General features: G+C 63.2%; 17 protein-coding genes. 11 read left to right on the forward strand and 6 right to left on the reverse strand.

Annotated elements, in window-relative coordinates:
* Window positions 1-52 precede the first annotated feature (52 nt).
* Genes IPF49_00730 through IPF49_00745 form a run of 4 tightly spaced genes read right to left on the reverse strand, consistent with a single transcriptional unit; the run spans window position 53 to window position 4,275 of the window.
* Complete coding sequence (locus IPF49_00730; protein MBK6286167.1) at window positions 53-1,249, reverse strand: ABC transporter permease; 1,197 nt, start codon at window positions 1,247-1,249, stop codon at window positions 53-55.
* A 6-nt stretch (window positions 1,250-1,255) separates the two neighbouring features.
* Window positions 1,256-2,482: an ABC transporter permease gene (locus tag IPF49_00735; GenBank protein MBK6286168.1), complete on the reverse strand. Its 1,227-nt coding sequence runs from the start codon at window positions 2,480-2,482 to the stop codon at window positions 1,256-1,258.
* Entirely contained in the window at window positions 2,451-3,146 is a 696-nt protein-coding gene (locus tag IPF49_00740) for an ABC transporter ATP-binding protein (protein ID MBK6286169.1), read from the reverse strand. The genes IPF49_00735 and IPF49_00740 overlap by 32 nt, the downstream gene beginning before the upstream one ends.
* Window positions 3,139-4,275: an efflux RND transporter periplasmic adaptor subunit gene (locus IPF49_00745; GenBank protein ID MBK6286170.1), complete on the reverse strand. Its 1,137-nt coding sequence runs from the start codon at window positions 4,273-4,275 to the stop codon at window positions 3,139-3,141. Before IPF49_00745 ends, IPF49_00740 begins: the two co-directional genes overlap by 8 nt.
* Window positions 4,276-4,379: 104 nt before the next feature.
* On the opposite strand from IPF49_00745, the gene IPF49_00750 reads away from it, so the two are divergent.
* Both IPF49_00750 and IPF49_00755 read left to right on the forward strand, forming a co-directional pair.
* Window positions 4,380-5,207: an SDR family oxidoreductase gene (locus tag IPF49_00750; protein ID MBK6286171.1), complete on the forward strand. Its 828-nt coding sequence runs from the start codon at window positions 4,380-4,382 to the stop codon at window positions 5,205-5,207.
* A gap of 8 nt (window positions 5,208-5,215) precedes the next feature.
* Window positions 5,216-6,199: an NAD(P)H-quinone oxidoreductase gene (locus tag IPF49_00755; protein ID MBK6286172.1), complete on the forward strand. Its 984-nt coding sequence runs from the start codon at window positions 5,216-5,218 to the stop codon at window positions 6,197-6,199.
* Here IPF49_00755 and IPF49_00760 read toward each other — a convergent pair.
* Window positions 6,196-6,915: a retention module-containing protein gene (locus tag IPF49_00760; protein ID MBK6286173.1), complete on the reverse strand. Its 720-nt coding sequence runs from the start codon at window positions 6,913-6,915 to the stop codon at window positions 6,196-6,198. The two genes, IPF49_00755 and IPF49_00760, sit on opposite strands and share 4 nt — an antisense overlap.
* 112 nt (window positions 6,916-7,027) lie before the next feature.
* Here IPF49_00760 and IPF49_00765 point away from each other — a divergent pair, with 112 nt between their 5' ends.
* The 9 genes from IPF49_00765 (at window position 7,028) to IPF49_00805 (ending at window position 15,340) form a co-directional block, all read left to right on the forward strand.
* Window positions 7,028-7,621, forward strand: a complete 594-nt coding sequence (locus IPF49_00765) for a GspH/FimT family pseudopilin (protein MBK6286174.1) — start codon at window positions 7,028-7,030, stop codon at window positions 7,619-7,621.
* Window positions 7,622-7,634: 13 nt separating this feature from the next.
* Entirely contained in the window at window positions 7,635-8,252 is a 618-nt protein-coding gene (pilV, locus tag IPF49_00770) for a type IV pilus modification protein PilV (protein MBK6286175.1), read from the forward strand.
* Entirely contained in the window at window positions 8,249-9,250 is a 1,002-nt protein-coding gene (locus tag IPF49_00775) for a PilW family protein (GenBank protein ID MBK6286176.1), read from the forward strand. The genes pilV and IPF49_00775 overlap by 4 nt, the downstream gene beginning before the upstream one ends.
* On the forward strand, window positions 9,247-9,729 hold the full coding sequence (locus IPF49_00780; protein MBK6286177.1) for a hypothetical protein: 483 nt from the start codon (window positions 9,247-9,249) through the stop codon (window positions 9,727-9,729). Before IPF49_00775 ends, IPF49_00780 begins: the two co-directional genes overlap by 4 nt.
* Before the next feature lie 16 nt (window positions 9,730-9,745).
* On the forward strand, window positions 9,746-12,319 hold the full coding sequence (locus tag IPF49_00785) for a hypothetical protein (GenBank protein ID MBK6286178.1): 2,574 nt from the start codon (window positions 9,746-9,748) through the stop codon (window positions 12,317-12,319).
* Window positions 12,238-13,251, forward strand: coding sequence for a hypothetical protein (locus IPF49_00790; GenBank protein ID MBK6286179.1), 1,014 nt, complete (start codon window positions 12,238-12,240; stop codon window positions 13,249-13,251). The genes IPF49_00785 and IPF49_00790 overlap by 82 nt, the downstream gene beginning before the upstream one ends.
* A 46-nt stretch (window positions 13,252-13,297) precedes the next feature.
* The gene (locus IPF49_00795; protein ID MBK6286180.1) at window positions 13,298-13,720 is read left to right on the forward strand and encodes a type IV pilin protein; all 423 of its coding nucleotides are present in this window, start codon (window positions 13,298-13,300) and stop codon (window positions 13,718-13,720) included.
* A gap of 23 nt (window positions 13,721-13,743) precedes the next feature.
* Complete coding sequence (locus IPF49_00800) at window positions 13,744-14,049, forward strand: hypothetical protein (GenBank protein MBK6286181.1); 306 nt, start codon at window positions 13,744-13,746, stop codon at window positions 14,047-14,049.
* A 130-nt stretch (window positions 14,050-14,179) separates the two neighbouring features.
* Window positions 14,180-15,340 carry a sulfotransferase gene (locus IPF49_00805; GenBank protein ID MBK6286182.1) on the forward strand — a complete coding sequence of 387 codons (1,161 nt, stop codon included), beginning with the start codon at window positions 14,180-14,182 and terminating at the stop codon, window positions 15,338-15,340.
* On the opposite strand, the gene IPF49_00810 is transcribed toward IPF49_00805, so the two are convergent.
* Entirely contained in the window at window positions 15,322-15,990 is a 669-nt protein-coding gene (locus IPF49_00810; GenBank protein MBK6286183.1) for a response regulator transcription factor, read from the reverse strand. The two genes, IPF49_00805 and IPF49_00810, sit on opposite strands and share 19 nt — an antisense overlap.
* Between the last annotated feature and the right edge of the window lie 131 nt (window positions 15,991-16,121).

Genomic DNA, 16,121 nt, shown 5'->3' on the forward strand with positions numbered 1-16,121 from the left:
TGCAGTTCAAAGGCTACCCGAGAAACGCCGCTAACGGCAATCGCGTGCCGCCTCACTCGCTGTGCAGGGCCTCGATCGGATCCAGCGCGGCGGCATTGAGCGCGGGTACGATACCGGCCAGCAAGCCGATCCCTCGACTGAGTAACAGCGACAGGAGCAGGAATGCGGGGTCGAGTGCGATCGGCAAGCCCGGCATTGCCGCGCCAAGTGCCATGACTACCAGCACGACGACCCCGAGGCCAAGCATGCCGCCCAGCACGGAGAGCAGGATGGCTTCGCCGAGAAACAGTGCCAGTATCTGCCGCTGGGTGCAGCCCAGCGCCCGTAGCAGGCCGATTTCCTCGATGCGCTCGCGCAAGGCTGTTGTCATGATGGTCAGCACGCCGACGCCACCGACGATCAGTGCCACGCTGCCGATCGCGCCGATGGCGAATTTGAGCATGGTGAGTATCTTGTTCAGGCTCGCGAGCATGTCTTCCTGGGTAAACAGCGTGAAATCCTCGTCTCCGTGGCGCTCCACCAGGAGTTCGCGGATGCGCCTGGCGATACGCGTGGTGCTGGTGGATGCGCGGAACACCACATCTACCTCCATCAGGCTTTCGCGATTGAACATCGCCAGTCCCAGATCCGCCGGTATGTAGACCGCATCATCGAGATCAAAGCCGAGCAGCTGTCCCTTTTTCCGCATGGTCCCGATCACCTGGAAGCGGCTGCCGCCGATGCGCACGAATTCACCGAGCGGGTTGCGCCCCTGGAAGAGTTCCTGCCTGACCCGCGCGCCCAGCACCACGAAATAGCGCGAGTTTTCCAGGCCTTCGTCGGGCAGAAAGCGCCCGAGTGCCAGTTCGAAGCGCCATGCGCGCGCCATATCGGGGCCTACCCCGTAGACGTCGGTGTCGCGCGTGTAGCGGCCGGCCTCGACCTTCGCGGTGCCCTGCACCAGTGGTACCACGGCGTCGACATGCGCCAGTCGCGAGAGCGCATGGGCGTCGCCGAGCGCCAGCGGCCGTACCGTCGACAACATGCCCGCAACGCCCTGCGTGGTGGTTCGTCCGGGGGTCACCGCGACAATGCGCGTGCCGAATTGCGAAAAGCTGTCGAGCAGGTAGACGCGGATACCCTCGCCGATGGAGGTGAGCAGGGTGACTGCGCATATGCCGATCGCGATGCCGATCATGGTCAGCAGGCTGCGCAGCCAGCTGGAGCCGATTGCGCGCAGCACCCAGCGCGCCCAGTCGATAACGCTCATGAGGGTTCAGCGCCTGCCCAACGCCAGCACGGGTTCGAGTCGGGCCGCCTGGCTGGCGGGAAGCCACGCAAATACCAGGGCACTCAGGATCGCCAGTGCGCTTGCCGCGGCCAGGGCCCAGGTCGGGGCCTGGAACGGGATCGCGGGAAACAGCCGCCTCAGCACCGCGATCACCAGTTGGCCGATGATCAGCCCGGCCAGTGCCCCGCCACAGGCGAGCGTGCCGGCTTCGGCCAGGAAGATCGCGCGCACCTGTCCAGCGGTTGCTCCGAGGGCTTTGAGCAGCCCGATTTCCGCTGTGCGTTGCCGCACCGACATCAGGGTCAGGTTCATCACCAGGATTCCTGCCACCAGCAGGCTGATTGCGGCGATGCCGCTGACGCCGAGCGTCAACACCTGAAGCACCCCGTCGAACGTCTGGATCATCGCGTCCGGGGAGACCACGGTGACATCCTCGATGCCACCGTGATAATCCTTCATGCGCGCGCGCAGTTCCTGCTTGACCTGCTCCACATCGACCCCGCCGCGTACCTTCAGTATGACCCGGAACATCCCGTGCACGTCGAACAACGATTGCGCCGCGGCGACCGGCACGAAGATCGCTTCGCTCAGATCCATGCCGAAGGAGTCGCCGCGTCCCTCCAGCACCCCGATCACCCGGAAGCGGTAATCGCGCAAGCGCACCCATTCGCCGATCGCGCGGCGGTTGGCAAACAGCTCCTGTTTGAGCTTCTGGCCGATTACCGCGACCGGCGTGCCTTCGTCGAGTGCGGATTGCGGCAGGCCCTCTCCCTGCGCAATGGCGAGCTGGCGGGCGGCAAAGAACGCCGCATTGGTGCCAAGCACCATGCTGTCGCGCTCGCGGTTGCGGTGCGAGACCGGGACGCTGCCGAGTACCAGGGGGGCGATGGACTCGATGCCGGTCACATTGCGCTCGAGCAGCATCACCTCCTGCAGGGTGATGTCGCGCGCGCTGGCTCCCGAGATTGGCGGCATCGCTCCGGTGGTGGTCTTGCGGCCGGGAAAAATCACCAGCGAATCCTTGCCGATGAACGAGAATTCGCCGAGGACATACTGGCGCGCTCCTTCGCCGAGCGCGACCAGTATCACCACCGAGGCAACGCCAATCGCGACCGAGAACAGCAGCATTGCACTGCGAAAGCGCTGGCGGGTCAGCACCAGCAGGGTGAAGCGCAACAGATCATCCACCCGCACGTGTGGCTCCTTGCCCATCGTCGGCGCTGATTGCGCCATCCAGCATTCGCAAATGCCGATTCGCCCGTTCGCCGAGGGCGTTGTCATGGGTCACCACCAGCAGGGTAATCCCTTCGCTGTTCAGTTCCTCGAGCAGCGCGGTAACCTCGGCACCCGAGCGGCTGTCGAGATTGCCGGTCGGCTCATCGGCGAGCAGGAGGCTGGGTTTCATCACGATGCTGCGTCCGATCGCCACGCGCTGGCGCTGGCCGCCGGAAAGCTGGCTCGGGAGATGATGTGCGCGGTCACCCAGTTCGAGTCGTTCGAGCACCGCATCGACCACGGGTTTGCGCGCGCGGGGGGAAAACCCTCCCAGCATCATCGGCAGCTCGATGTTCTCGCGCGCGCTCAGGCGCGGCACCAGGTGGTAGGACTGGAACACGAAACCGATCTGTTCGCGTCTCAGGCGCGCACGCTGCTCCTCGCCGAGCAGCCGGGTAGCGGTGCCGTTCAGCAGATATTCGCCACTGTCGGGGCGATCGAGCAGCCCCAGCATGTTCAGCAACGTCGACTTCCCGGAGCCCGAAGGGCCCATCACGGAAAGGTATTCGCCCTGCGCGATATCGAGATCGATGGAGCGCAGCGCGTGCACCTCGCTGTCGCCGAGTAAAAAGGTCCGGTTGAGGCCACGGATCTCAATCATCGGCAACCACTGCCGCGCGCCCGTCGGCGAGTTCCGGCTGATCCAGGGAGCTCACCACCTGATCGCCAGGCGCAAGCCCGTCGAGCACCTCGATGAAATCCCAGTTGCGGATGCCTGCCTTGAACGTGACCAGGCTGATGCGCCCGGTGTCCGGGTCGAAACGGTACGCGGTGTCATTGTCCATCACGGCTTGCGCCGGAATGCGCACACTGTCCGGGTGGGTCTCGAGAATCAGGTCGATATCCGCGCTGTAGCCGACCAGCAGCCGCTCGCGATCGGCGGGATCGGCGAACAGCACGTCAACCTCGACAGTACGTGCCTGCTTCTCGATCTCGAGCACATAGGGCGCGATGCGATCCAGCGTGCCAGCGAAATGCTCACCGCGGAAAGCGTCGAGACTGATGCGCGCGGCGAGGCCCCTGCGCAGTCGTCCCGCATCGACTTCATCGATGGGCGCGGTCACGTACAGGCAGGAATAGTCGATCAGATCGATCGCCGGCGGAGTCGGGATGCCGGGTGGGGAGGGTGTGACGTACTCGCCGATCTCACCGTTGATTTCCGCGATGATGCCGGGGAATGGAGCGCGCAATTGCGTTTCCGCCAGCAGCACCTGGTTCAGCTGCAGGTTTGCCGCGGCCATTTGCTGTTCGTCATGGGCTGCCTGGCACGCGAACGCGCCCGAGCGCGCACGCGTCTCGGCGAGTTCCGTCGCTTCCTGGGAGGCAAGGTTGCGTTTGCGCAGCGTGGCGAGTCTCTTCGCTTCACGTGCCGCATTCTGCGACTCCACGCACAGCTGCTCGCGCCGGTGGCTGGCGGCGGCGAGCTGCGACTGCGCCTGCATGGTCATTGCCCTGCGGTCCTCGTTCCACAATTCGAGCAGCAATTGCTGCGCCTCCACGGACTCGCCTTCCTTGACGTGCAGTCGTTCGACGCGCCCTCCGATCGGCATCGACAATGCGGAGCGCCGGCACGCCTTCACCGTGCCGGCGCGCGTATTGGAGACCGTCAGCTCCACCATGCCGCGATCGATGGTATGCAGCGTGACCTCGAGCGGCGTTTCGCGACGTGCATTCCAGACGATCGCACCCAGCGCGGCGATCAGGAACAGGGTGATCAGGATTTTCTTCATCGGGAGGCCTTGGACGATCATTCTTTGATACGGGCCGTGAAACAGGAGGGCACGTTGGCGCGCCACGATTATGGCACAATGCAGTGTGCCAACAGGAGGTCGAGATGCAGGATATCGCGGGGAAGACGGTGCTGATAACCGGCGGTTCGGCCGGCGTGGGACTGGCAACGGCACAGCGCTTTCTGCAGCTCGGTGCCAATATCGCGATCAGCGGGCGCAATCCCGCGACGCTGGCCGAGGCGGCACGGACGCTCGGGTCTGCGGCGCGCGTGATGACGCTGGTGTGGGATGCGGTCGAGGTGCAGCGCGCGGACGAGATGTTCGCGGCGGTCGAAGCGCGCTTCGGCAAGCTGCATGTGCTGGTGAACAACGCGGGATGCAATCATCGCGGCGCACTGGAGAGCCTTTCCGGTGCGCAGGTGCTGGAAGTGATCGACACCAATTTCCGTGCACCGCTGCTGCTCTCGCACGCCGCACTTCCGTATCTGCGGCGCGCGGGTGCGGGTGCGATCATCAACGTAGCCTCGCTGGCCGGTCATGTTCCGCTGCGTCACGAGGCGGTTTACGCGGCAACGAAATTCGGTTTGCGCGGCTTCAGCCTGTCATTGGCACAGGAACTCGAGGACAGCGACATCAGCGCCTGTGTGGTTTCGCCGGGGCCGATCGATACCGCGTTCATCATGGACGATATCGAGGGCGTGCCGGATATCGTGCTTTCGCAACCGATGTCGAGCGCCGCCGAGGTCGCGGACCGGATCGTGGCCTGCGTGCGCGACGGCAAGGCCGAGCGCTGCCTGCCGGTGCTGTCCGGAGTGCTGGCGGATATCGCCTGTCTGTTGCCGCGCCTGGCGCGCTGGATGCAGCCGATGCTGCAGCGTCGCGGGCAACGCGCCAGGACCCTGATCAGGGCACGACGGAGCAGGGGGCAATGAGCACGCAGATGCGGCAGATTTCGATCAGTGAATTCGGTGGCCCGGAAGTGCTGCGCGTGGTACGGGGCGAATTGCCGCAGATTGCCGCGGGAGAGGTTCTGGTGCGGGTGGCAGCCGCCGGCGTCAATCGCCCCGACGTGGTGCAGCGTCTGGGGTTCTATGCGCCGCCGCCCGGCGTTTCCGAAGTTCCTGGCCTCGAGGTCGCCGGTGAGATCGTTGCCATCGGCCCTGCGGTACAGCGCTGGCGCGTGGGCGATGAAATATGTGCGCTGGTGGCGGGCGGAGGCTACGCCGAATATGTCGTGGTCCCCGCGGGACAATGCCTGCCACTGCCGCGCGGCTTGTCGATGACCGAGGCAGCGGCACTCCCGGAGACCGCGTTCACGGTGTGGAGCAATGTCATCGAACGAGGTGCGCTCGCGCGCGGCGAGACCCTGCTGGTGCACGGTGGCAGCAGCGGTATCGGCACCATGGCGATACAGATCGCGCGGGCGCGCGGTGCGCGGGTGATCGTCACCGCAGGGAGCGCCGGGAAATGCCGGGCCTGCGAGCAGCTGGGCGCGGAGCTGGCCGTCAATTACCGGGAGCAGGATTTCGTGGCCGCGGTGCGCGGTTTTGGTGACGGGCACGGTGCGGACGTGATACTCGACATGGTCGGCGCCGGCTACATGCAGCGCAATATCACGGCGGCGGCCGTGGGCGGGCGCATCGTCCAGATCGCGTTCCTGCAGGGCTCGCGCATCGAACTCGAGCTGATGCCGTTGATGCTGAAGCGACTGGTGCTGACCGGCTCCACGCTGCGCGCACGCTCCGTGGCTTTCAAAAGCGCGCTGGCCAGCGCGGTCGAGCAGAACGTGTGGCCGCTGGTGGAATCGGCGCGGCTCAGGCCGGTCGTTCATCGGGTCTTTCCGCTGGCCGAAGCCGCCGCGGCGCATGCCTTGATGGAGTCGAGCATGCATATCGGCAAGATCGTTCTGGAGATTGCCCGCTAGTGGCACCGCGGAGGCGGCGACGCAGGAGATGTCGGGCCGAATCCCAATCCATCCTCTGGCGGAACTTCACTCGCCTCGCGGCTGGTGCCATCGAACCGAAAAGCCAATGGTTCGGTGCCATCGGCAATGCGCAGGACACGAACAAAACCCTGTGCATCGGTGGCGCCGCCCAGCCCGGCGGCCGTAACGTCCATCTCTTCACTCAGGTTCTGGCCGTTGGGCAGTGCCCGGAGCACCTCGTCCACCGTGCTCGCACTCAGGGAGCTCTCGGCGGCATCGGGGGCGCCTTCGAGCAAGAGTTCCGGGCTGATGGAAATCGTGCGGCCTTCACCGATCGCCAGCGAGCTCGCGTCCACGAATACGAGCTCGGCCCGCGCGCCCTGCCCGGTAACGAGTGTCTCGCCCTCGTGAACGCTGTCGCCGCTGCGCAGCGGGCGGATGTTGCCGCTTTCGTCGCGTGCGAATGCCTTGCCCGTCACGGACTTCAGGGTGCCGACAATTACGCCTGCGGGCATGGGAACTCGCTCCTCGACGAACAGGAATTCGGCGTTATTATCCAATCTGGATAAAATTCTAGGCCGTGATTCCGGTTTCGCATACTGTACTTTGGAACAATGCGGTGCTGTTCCGGGCTGCCGCGACAGGGCGCTGGCCATGATAAAGGTATCGCCGGGGTTGTGCCGTGAGCAAATGTCGCGCGATCCAGGACCGTTCATTCCATTCCATCCGCCGTTCGTCGGATATTGCCGGCGCATTCGACGGGAGCTGCTATCCTGATATCGAGCTTGGACGTGATCGGTTTCGAGGCACAACGGATTTTCTGAAACGATGTTGTCAATACAGTCGAAAATACCGGATTCGGGGCCACAGCGTGGATTTACGCTGGTCGAGACGATGGTCGTGCTGGCGCTGGCGCTGATTCTCCTGACCGCCGGTGTTCCGAGTTTCAACCAGATCATCAAGAACAATCGCCTCGTTGCCCAGGCCAATGCCTTGTCGGGCCTTATGGCCAGTGCGCGTTCCGAAGCGATTACCCAGCGCGCGGTTGTCACGGTATGCGGCAGCAGCAACGGCACCGCCTGCGATGGACAATGGTCGGCGGGCTGGATTTCATTTCTCGATGTCAACGGAAATGCAGCGGTCAATACCGGGGACGGGGACGTCGTGCTCAAGCGCGTGAACAGCGTGCCGGACACGATCAATGTCGCCTTTGTCGGCGCGACCACCGTCAGGTTCAACAGCCAGGGTTTTGCGGTCGCGGGATCGAGCGGCACGATGCGCTTTTGCGACGAGCGCGGCGACACCTACGGCCGGGCGCTGAACATCTCCGCGACGGGGCGAGTCAGCGTGGCAACCGACACGGACTCCAGTCCCGACGGCATCGTGGATGACGCCGCCGGCACCAATATCGACTGCCCCTGACGGGATGCAACCTATGTGCGGCAATACACTCCAGCAACGTCGGCAGCGCGGTTTCACCATGATAGAAGTCATGGTGGCAGTGCTCGTGTTGTCGATCGGCCTGCTGGGAATCGCAAGTTTGCTGAGCGTGACCAAGCGCTCCGAGCACCAGGCCTGGCAGCGCTCGCTGGCGCTCAGCCTGGCCGATGGCATGGTTGAACGTATTCGCGTCAATCCGGGTAGCGCGGCGGCCTATCACACCGGCATCGGTACCAACGCGCTCGGCGGCGGCACCATAGTCACCCTGCCGACGGATTGCAGTGCCCAGAGCTGTTCCACGGCGCAGATGGCGGCGTGGGATCTGTGGGAATGGGAGCGGCGCCTGGACGGGGCGGCAATTCGCGATGCCGGTGTGAACAGCGTCGGCGGACTGATCGAACCGCACGGCTGCATCGTGTTCGAGTCGGCCGGCGGATCGCTGCCGAACACCGGAAAGCTGCGGGTGATCGTGAGCTGGCGCGGCCTGACGGACACCTCGGACGCGGTGGCCGTCTCGGGACAGATCTGTGGCCCGGGCGCGGCCGGAACGCTGGCTTCACGGCGCCAGGTCGTGGTGAACACCTACGTGATCGATGAAGGCGACCTCCCATGATTTCTGCAAGCAGACGCAAGAGCGGCGGGATGTCGATCATCGAACTGATGATCGCGATGGCCATCGGGATGTTTCTGATTGCCGGCGCGATCTCGCTGTTCGTGGTCTCCAAGCGCACCTACAGCGAAGCGGAGCGGACTGCACGCATGGGCGAGAACGCTCGCTTTGCACTGCAGACGCTCAGCGCCGACCTGCGGCTCGGAGGCTTTTTCGGCGAAGTGCCCGCGGCGGATCTCAAGGGTCGCACCGGCCTGGCCGCGGTCACCGGCGATTGCACCGGACGCGGCGCGGCATACGGCTACAACAATTACCTGTTCGTGGCGCGCACCAATATCGGGGGCAATGCAATCGGTTGCATCGTCGATGCCGTGCCGAACACCGATGTCGTGATCATCAAGTCGGTACGGCCATTCCCGCTGAGCGATGGAGTGCGCGACGATCCCGGCGATGATGACGGCACCATCGATATGCCGGGAGTCCTCGATGGCCAGAAAACCTACGTGATGGCCAACCCCATCACGGGCAGGATATTCGACGGCGCGGGTACCGTGCCATCCATTGGCGAGGGCGGTGCGGTTCCGCGCGGCAATGCATGGGAATACCGCTTCCAGGCCTACTACATCCGGGCCGGCGATGTACCCCAACTGAGTCGCAAGGTGCTGAGCTGGGATGGTGCGGGCATGGCGATCACCACGGAAGACGTGGTTGAAGGTGTCGAGAATCTGCGGGTGATGATCGGAGAGGACCGCGACCGCGACGGAGAGACGGATCGTTACCTCGATTCCACCGATACCTCGATCGACTGGTCGCGGGTGACCTCCATGAAGGTATTTCTGCTGGTGCGCAGTGCGGATCGCGATGTCGGCTATACCGATCAGCGCACCTACACTCTCGGCAATACGACGCTGGCGGCGCCGAACGACAACTTTCATCGCATCGTGGTCCAGAGCGACGTATCGCTGCGCAATTCCAAACTGCTCGTGCGGGGAACCAAATGAGACGCTTTGCCAGCAGGGCGCGCCAGCAGGGCGTGGCGCTGATGATATCGCTGATCCTGCTTACGATACTCACGGTGCTCGGGGTCTATGCGGCCAGCACCGGTGCGCTGCAGTTGCGCATGGTCGGGAACATGCAGGAGTCCTTCGATTCCTTCCAGTCAGCGGAGGCGGGTATTGCCGCGGTCCTCAGCCTGGTGCGCTCGGGCCCCGATCCGTTTGCCGGCGACGATGAACCGGACCCGTTCAATGGTGCCGGCTCGATTCCGCTCGACCAGTTGAACGACGGCGCGGGCAGCGTGAACGTCAACATCGTGATGCAGCTCAAGGGAGCAACCTGTCCGCGACTCGAGGAAGGCTACAGCGTGGGCCTGATCGACTGCGACCACTACCGGATCGAATCGCTGCATACCAGCGCGGATGCGCGCACGAAGCTGGACGAAGGAATAGTCAAACCCGTTATCGGCAACGCTTCCCTGTGAAGCCTGGAGGTTGGCCGTGTTGAAAGCATTCCATATTGGCAACAGAGACTCGGCACTGCCCGTGGGGCGGAGCCGGGGCCGTGCATTCGCACGGGCGATTGCGCTTGGCCTGGTCACGGCGCTTGCCGGCAACGCGTCGATCCATGCCGACGATACGGAAATTTTCCGGTCGAATTACGAAAACGATACGGGCAAGCCCAAGGTCCTGATCATCTTCGACAACTCGGGCAGTATGGATACGATTGCCGAGGAGAAACCCGCATACAATTCGGCGGAAGTATATCCGGCGGTGGGCGGTATCCAGAGCGGGCGGCTGTACTGGCAATCCGGCAACAGTGGCAATCCGCCGCCAACCAATACCGGCCAATACATCGACGAACAGAAGAACCGCTGCGCCTCCTCCTATGACCCGTTGAATTCGGGCGGTTACTTCATCGACCGGGCGGCCATGTGGCAAAAATCGAGTTCCACTTCCTGGAGCAATCTGTCGACTGGCACCCCGGTGCCTTTGCATATGGACTGTCGAACCGACGTGAGCGACAAAGAAGATGGCAATGGTTCCGGCACCGGCGCTCCGGGCAACGGCTATCCGCGCTCCAGCAACCCGCGTCCCTACGGTAACCGCCAGACATCGGTGGACGATGACTGGAATACCTATCGCTTCTACACCGCGAACTACATGAACTGGTACTACAGCACCACGCTGGTCACCCGCACGCGTATCGAGGTGGCGCAGGATGTGGTGACCACGCTGATCAGCGGCAACCCCGGAATCGACTTCGGGCTCGCGGTGTTCAATTACAACAACACCAACAATTCCGACGATGGCGGGCGCATCGTGCGCCGTATCAAGGAGAATATGTCGACTGCCGAGCGAAGCAGCCTGGTCACACTGGTCAATGACCTGGATCCGGAAACCTGGACGCCGTTGTGTGAGAGCACTTACGAGGCATACCGCTATCTGGCAGGAAAAACGGTTAAATATGGCAACAACGGTGGCGCTCGCACACCGGCCAAGGACTCCCAGGCCGAAAGCTCGGGCACCTATATCTCGCCGGCGGGCGAGTGCGAATACACCTATGTGATCCTGATGACGGACGGTCTGCCGACCCGCGATACCAACGCCAACTCGGCAATCGAAAGCCTTACGGGAAAGACCTGCAAATCGTACGCGACCGATGGTGATGGCAACACCAAGAACTGCCTGCCTGAAATCGCCGAGTATATGTACACCACCGACCTCGATGGCGATGCGAACAACGGCGACCAGAAGGCGATCACCTATACAATCGGCTTCCAGGTCAACCAGACCCTGCTGAGTGATGCCGCGGCCAAGGGCGGCGGGCTCTATTACACCGCCAACTCCGCGACCGAACTGGCGGATGCGTTCCATGGCGCGGTCACCTCGATCCTGTCGACCTCGAGTTCGTTCACCTCGCCGTCGGTGGCGGTGAATACCTTTACCCGTACCGAGAGTCGCAACGAAGTCTTCTTCGCGATGTTCCAGCCCCGCGACGGTACCGATTGGCCCGGTAATATCAAGAAGCTGGGTATCAGTATTTCCGGTGGCACGGCGACGCTGGTCGACGCCGACGGAGCGGCGGCGATAAACGGCACAACCGGTGGCATTGCGGATACTGCCAGGACCTACTGGAGTTCCGGCACCGACGGCGCGACAGTGGACGAGGGCGGGGTCGGTGCACTGCTGGCGGCGAAGGACCCGGCGACCCGCGTGATCAAGACCAACACCGGGAGCGGTGGCGCGCTGCAGGATTTCGTGCCGGCAAACATCACCCACAGTGCGCTGGGGCTGGCCGATGACGCAGCGCTGTTCAATGCCTTCGGTGTGCCCGACCAGGCCGCGCTGACGAATGTACTGGACTGGGCGCGTGGTTATACCGACAGCACCAAGACCGAAACCCGCGGCTGGATACTCGGTGACATGCTGCACGGCCGTCCGTTGGTGCTGAATTATGGTGCACGTGGCTCCTATACCACTTCCAATCCGGATCTGCGGATCGTGGTGGGCACCAACGCCGGCTTCCTGCACATGTTCGGCAACAGCGACGGCCAGGAGGACTGGGCATTCTTCCCCAAGGAACTGGCAGCGGTGCTCGAGAAGCGGCGTGACAACCAGGGTGGCGCCCCGAACGTCTATGGCATCGACTCGCCACCGATTTTCTACAGCAAGGATCTGAACAACGATGGCACCATCGATTCCACCGCGGGTGACAAGTTGTACGTCTACTTCGGTCTGCGCCGCGGCGGCAAGGCCTACTATGCGCTCGACATCTCGAATCCCGACAACCCGGTATTCCTGTGGCAGATCGACAAGAGTTCCTCGGGTTTCGGTGAGCTTGGGCAGTCGTGGTCGGTGCCGGTTGTGACCTATATACCGGGCTATGCAAGTGGTGGTGTGCGCAAGCCGGTACTGGTTTTGCCGCTGGCTACGATGCCACCAAGGACGACAAGAACACCATCGCCGGTGCCGACAGCGAGGGACGCGGCGTGTTCATCGTCGATGCCGTCACCGGGGCAAAAATCTGGAGCGTCACGCCTGCAGCCAATGATGCCACCAACATGCAGGTGACCGGCATGCAGCATTCGATGCCGGCCGGTGTCGCGGTGCTGGACAGCAACGGCGATGAAATGACCGACCGGATCTACGTACCCGACACCGGTGGCAATGTCTGGCGTATCGATATGCCGGGGAATTCGCGGCCGACGGCAAGCCAGACGAAGTGGATGGTCACCAAGATGGCGACGTTGAATACCGCGTCCGTAGACGGGCATGCGGGCGACCGGCGTTTCTTCAGCGCGGTCGACGTGGTACGCACCAGCGATGGCAGCGGTGCGTTCGATGCGGTGATGATCGGTAGCGGTGACCGCACCAACCCGAACTCGATCGACAACGACGACCGCCTGTACATGCTGCGCGACAACGGCATCGAGGTCTATTCGACCGCGGCCCCGAGTGCCTCGGATTGCAGTGGCGGCAGCGACGACTATCGCTGCGTGTTGCCGCTGACGGATGCGGCGCTTTATGACGCAACGCTGAACCACTTGCAGGATGGCACGGATCCGCAGAAGGCGGCCGCAATGCTCGCGCTGAGCGGCGCTCACGGCTGGTATATCGACCTGAACGCAGGTGACGGCGAGAAGGCGCTGGCGCGCTCGCTGACCATCGCCGGCAAGTCCTACTTCACGACATTTTCGCCGGATCTCAGCGCTAACAATATCTGCGAACCGGCGCCCGGAACCGGAAGGCTGTATGTGCTGAGCGTGATCAACGCCACTGCGGTGACCGATTTCACCGGTGACAATGTGCTGGGAGCTGCCGATCGCCTGGTCACCCTGGGCTCGCTGATCCCGGACACCCCGGCACCGCACTTCGGCAGCGACAAGAAGATCCGGCTGCTGTTCCCTTCGGGCGGTGGCGTGAAAGGACTGGCCAACCCGCTCGATACCGGGGCAGCACTGGGACATCCCTATGGTTCCTATTGGTACAACCAGGAGTTCTGAGATGCGATCCGATCGGCGCGCCGAGGGCGGAAGGGAGGCATTGCGCATGAAACGCGAGCGCGGCTTTACCCTGGGTGAATTGATGATCGTGGTGGTGATCGTGGGGATCCTTGCGACAATCGCATACCCCACCTACCAGGATCAGATCCGCAAGTCGCGGCGTATTGACGCCAAGAACGCGCTGATGAACGTGGCCAACCGCCAGGAACAGTTCATCCTCGACCGCTCGACCTATACATTGGACATGACGGATCTCGGATTTGGCACCGACCCGACGGTTTCGACGGAAGGTTACTACACGGTCGATGCCGCTGTTGGCGCCTGCGGCGTCATTACCCGCTGCTTCACGTTGACAGCCACTCCGGTGGCGGGCAAGTCGCAGGCAGGTGATTCGAAGTGCACGACTTTCTCGCTCGCTTCATCCGGCGCCAGGACGGCCACGGGGACCATGGGAAATGAATGCTGGTAAATCCAACCGACGGAGTGTTGATCATGCGCAACCCTGATTGCAGACGAGGACCCGTTCTGGCCGCCGCCGCACTCTGCTGTTTGCTGGGTAGCGGTGTGGTGGCCGCCGAGGACTATGCCTGCCACGTATTGAGCGAGGGCGAACGCGCGGCCGTGGTGCTGGTCGAAACGGATAGCAAGGACAGTGCTTCCCGGATGGCCTCCCATGCCAAGGTGCGGGTCAAGGGTACGCCGAGTCCCGTGATCAAGGTGGTGCAGTGCATTCGCCGCAACAGCGAGCGTTTTGCAAACCCTGACGCACAGCGACTCCTGGACTCGATGCCCTTTTGAAGGTCGAATTCGAGCTGCGCGCGCGCATTGCGCGTCGCGTAATGAAATCTGTGGATCTGCCAATCTCTGAGAGCTCCGGTCTCGCGTGCCGAGTGCCCATGCAGCCACGCTCCACGGGAAGGCGCGGGTCATGAAACATAGCGAGGCGAATTCGCTCTCGTCGAGCCGGATTCTCGGCGAAGCGTGCCACGAAGCCGGTGTCGGCAGGGAAGTGTTCGAGGATGTCAGCGAGTCGCTGGAGCAACTGGTGGAGAGTCTGAACCGGGATGCCGCGCTGCACCCGTCCGGTCAGCTTCGCGCCGCGAACCTGCTCAAGCATGCTCTCAGGCAACGGCTCGAAATACAGGCGGCGCGCAGCCGGCATCCGGCGTCGTTGAAGCGCGGGATCCGGCGCCCGCTGTTCATCGTGGGACTGCCGCACAGCGGTTCGAGCTTGTTGCACCAGCTGATGTGCCAGGACGAGGACAACCGTGCGCCGCGCTTGTGGGAACTCTCCTACCCAATGCCTCCCCCGGATACCGATAGCTATGCCAGCAACCCGCGTATTGGTCGGGCGCAGCATGATCTGGAGCTAATGAGCACGGCGCAGCCCCACGCGCATCGTACGCGTCTGCTCGACGCAGAGGAGGCGGGCGATTGCAGTGCCATCTTCAATCGCTGCCTGATGAGCACGCAGGTTCTGACGCATTACGCGGTGCCGGATTATGCACGCTGGTTCTGGGCTCAGCCCCTGAACGAAAGCTATCACTGGTATCGCGATGAGTTACAGCTGTTGCAGACCAATGTGCTCGGCAGCTGGGTGCTCAGATCGCCGTTTCATCAATGGGGTGTGGAAGCGCTGCAGGAAGTGTTTCCCGATGCCATCCTGGTGCAGACGCACCGCGAGCCGCTGGAATCGCTCGCCGCCGGTGCCAGCCGCTGCGAGTCGCGGCGCAGGATACACAGCGACGAAGTCGATCCGCTTGTCTGCGGGCGCGATGTTGCCGATGAGGCATCTCGCTACGCACGGCGTTTCGGCCAGTGGCGTGAGCAGCACGGAGCAGCGGTTATCGATGTTGGCTTTCGCGAACTGATCGCAAACCCGCTCGACACCCTTGCCTCCATCTACCGCGCCAGTGGTCGCAAGCTGGGGATGCATGCGCGCATGCGCATGCAGTCGTGGCTGCGCAGCAACCCGCAGTATGCGGAGTCTGGGCAACGCCGTTACGATGCCAGGCGCTACGGTCTCGATGCGACCGCGGTGCAGCCGCATATGACCGAATACTGCGAGCGCTACCGCGAGCTCTTCTGATCGTGCCCGCCGGGATGGCCGCGCGTCCGCACGCTGGCCGCACCGCGCATCCACAAGGCCAGGTGCAGGCGGTCGCGAACCCCGAGCTTGACAAAAATCGCGCTCAGATGTGCTTTCACGGTGCGTTCGGTGATGTCCATTTCGCGGGCGATTTCCTTGTTGTTCGCACCACGTGCCACGGACCTGGCCACCTGGTGCTCACGCACCGAAAGCTCTTTCAATTGAGCCGCATTGGCCGGTGCTTGCGGCGGCGCGGCGGCCAGAGAGGCGTGAATCATGCGGCTGAGAAGATTGGGACCGACCCACAAACCCTGGTTGCCGATCACCGTGGCAACCTGCTGCAGCATTGCCGGGCCGGCATGCGAATGACAATATCCCACCACGCCGTGTTGCATCAGCGCAAGCGCCTGTTCGGCCGAGGGTGTATCCGACAATGCCACCAGCCGGGCAGCATCCAGCCGGGCGCTCAGTTCGCCGACCAGCGTCAGGGCCTCGCTTTTATCGTGGGGAAGGTGCAGCCAGACGCTTGTCGCCTGCGGTATCGATGGGCTAGCCGAATCGATGTGGCCAAAGCTGCGCGCAGCCGGAAAAGCCTGCGCCCATCGCTTCAGAACTTCCGGATCGGGAGAAATCAGGACAATATCGGTCATCGTCGGTCAGGGCGTTCTGGCGGGCGCGCAATACGGATTTGGACAAGTAGCTTAGCACGCTTTTGCGACCGGTCATGATGTCCACTGCGGCAGCCATGCCGGGAATGATCGGCAATTTGTGACCGAGCATG

This window comes from Gammaproteobacteria bacterium, from assembly GCA_016705365.1.
GTDB lineage: Bacteria > Pseudomonadota > Gammaproteobacteria > Pseudomonadales > UBA5518 > UBA5518.

Excerpts from the sequence above, each read along its gene's own strand:
- IPF49_00730 (MBK6286167.1), bottom strand. The coding sequence starts at position 1,249 with ATGAGCGTTATCGACTGGGCGCGCTGGGTGCTGCGCGCAATCGGCTCC.
- IPF49_00735 (MBK6286168.1), bottom strand. The coding sequence starts at position 2,482 with ATGGGCAAGGAGCCACACGTGCGGGTGGATGATCTGTTGCGCTTCACC.
- IPF49_00740 (MBK6286169.1), bottom strand. The coding sequence starts at position 3,146 with ATGATTGAGATCCGTGGCCTCAACCGGACCTTTTTACTCGGCGACAGC.
- IPF49_00745 (MBK6286170.1), bottom strand. The coding sequence starts at position 4,275 with ATGAAGAAAATCCTGATCACCCTGTTCCTGATCGCCGCGCTGGGTGCG.
- IPF49_00750 (MBK6286171.1), top strand. The coding sequence starts at position 4,380 with ATGCAGGATATCGCGGGGAAGACGGTGCTGATAACCGGCGGTTCGGCC.
- IPF49_00755 (MBK6286172.1), top strand. The coding sequence starts at position 5,216 with ATGCGGCAGATTTCGATCAGTGAATTCGGTGGCCCGGAAGTGCTGCGC.
- IPF49_00760 (MBK6286173.1), bottom strand. The coding sequence starts at position 6,915 with ATGAACGGTCCTGGATCGCGCGACATTTGCTCACGGCACAACCCCGGC.
- IPF49_00765 (MBK6286174.1), top strand. The coding sequence starts at position 7,028 with ATGTTGTCAATACAGTCGAAAATACCGGATTCGGGGCCACAGCGTGGA.
- pilV (MBK6286175.1), top strand. The coding sequence starts at position 7,635 with ATGTGCGGCAATACACTCCAGCAACGTCGGCAGCGCGGTTTCACCATG.
- IPF49_00775 (MBK6286176.1), top strand. The coding sequence starts at position 8,249 with ATGATTTCTGCAAGCAGACGCAAGAGCGGCGGGATGTCGATCATCGAA.
- IPF49_00780 (MBK6286177.1), top strand. The coding sequence starts at position 9,247 with ATGAGACGCTTTGCCAGCAGGGCGCGCCAGCAGGGCGTGGCGCTGATG.
- IPF49_00795 (MBK6286180.1), top strand. The coding sequence starts at position 13,298 with ATGAAACGCGAGCGCGGCTTTACCCTGGGTGAATTGATGATCGTGGTG.
- IPF49_00800 (MBK6286181.1), top strand. The coding sequence starts at position 13,744 with ATGCGCAACCCTGATTGCAGACGAGGACCCGTTCTGGCCGCCGCCGCA.
- IPF49_00805 (MBK6286182.1), top strand. The coding sequence starts at position 14,180 with ATGAAACATAGCGAGGCGAATTCGCTCTCGTCGAGCCGGATTCTCGGC.
- IPF49_00810 (MBK6286183.1), bottom strand. The coding sequence starts at position 15,990 with ATGACCGATATTGTCCTGATTTCTCCCGATCCGGAAGTTCTGAAGCGA.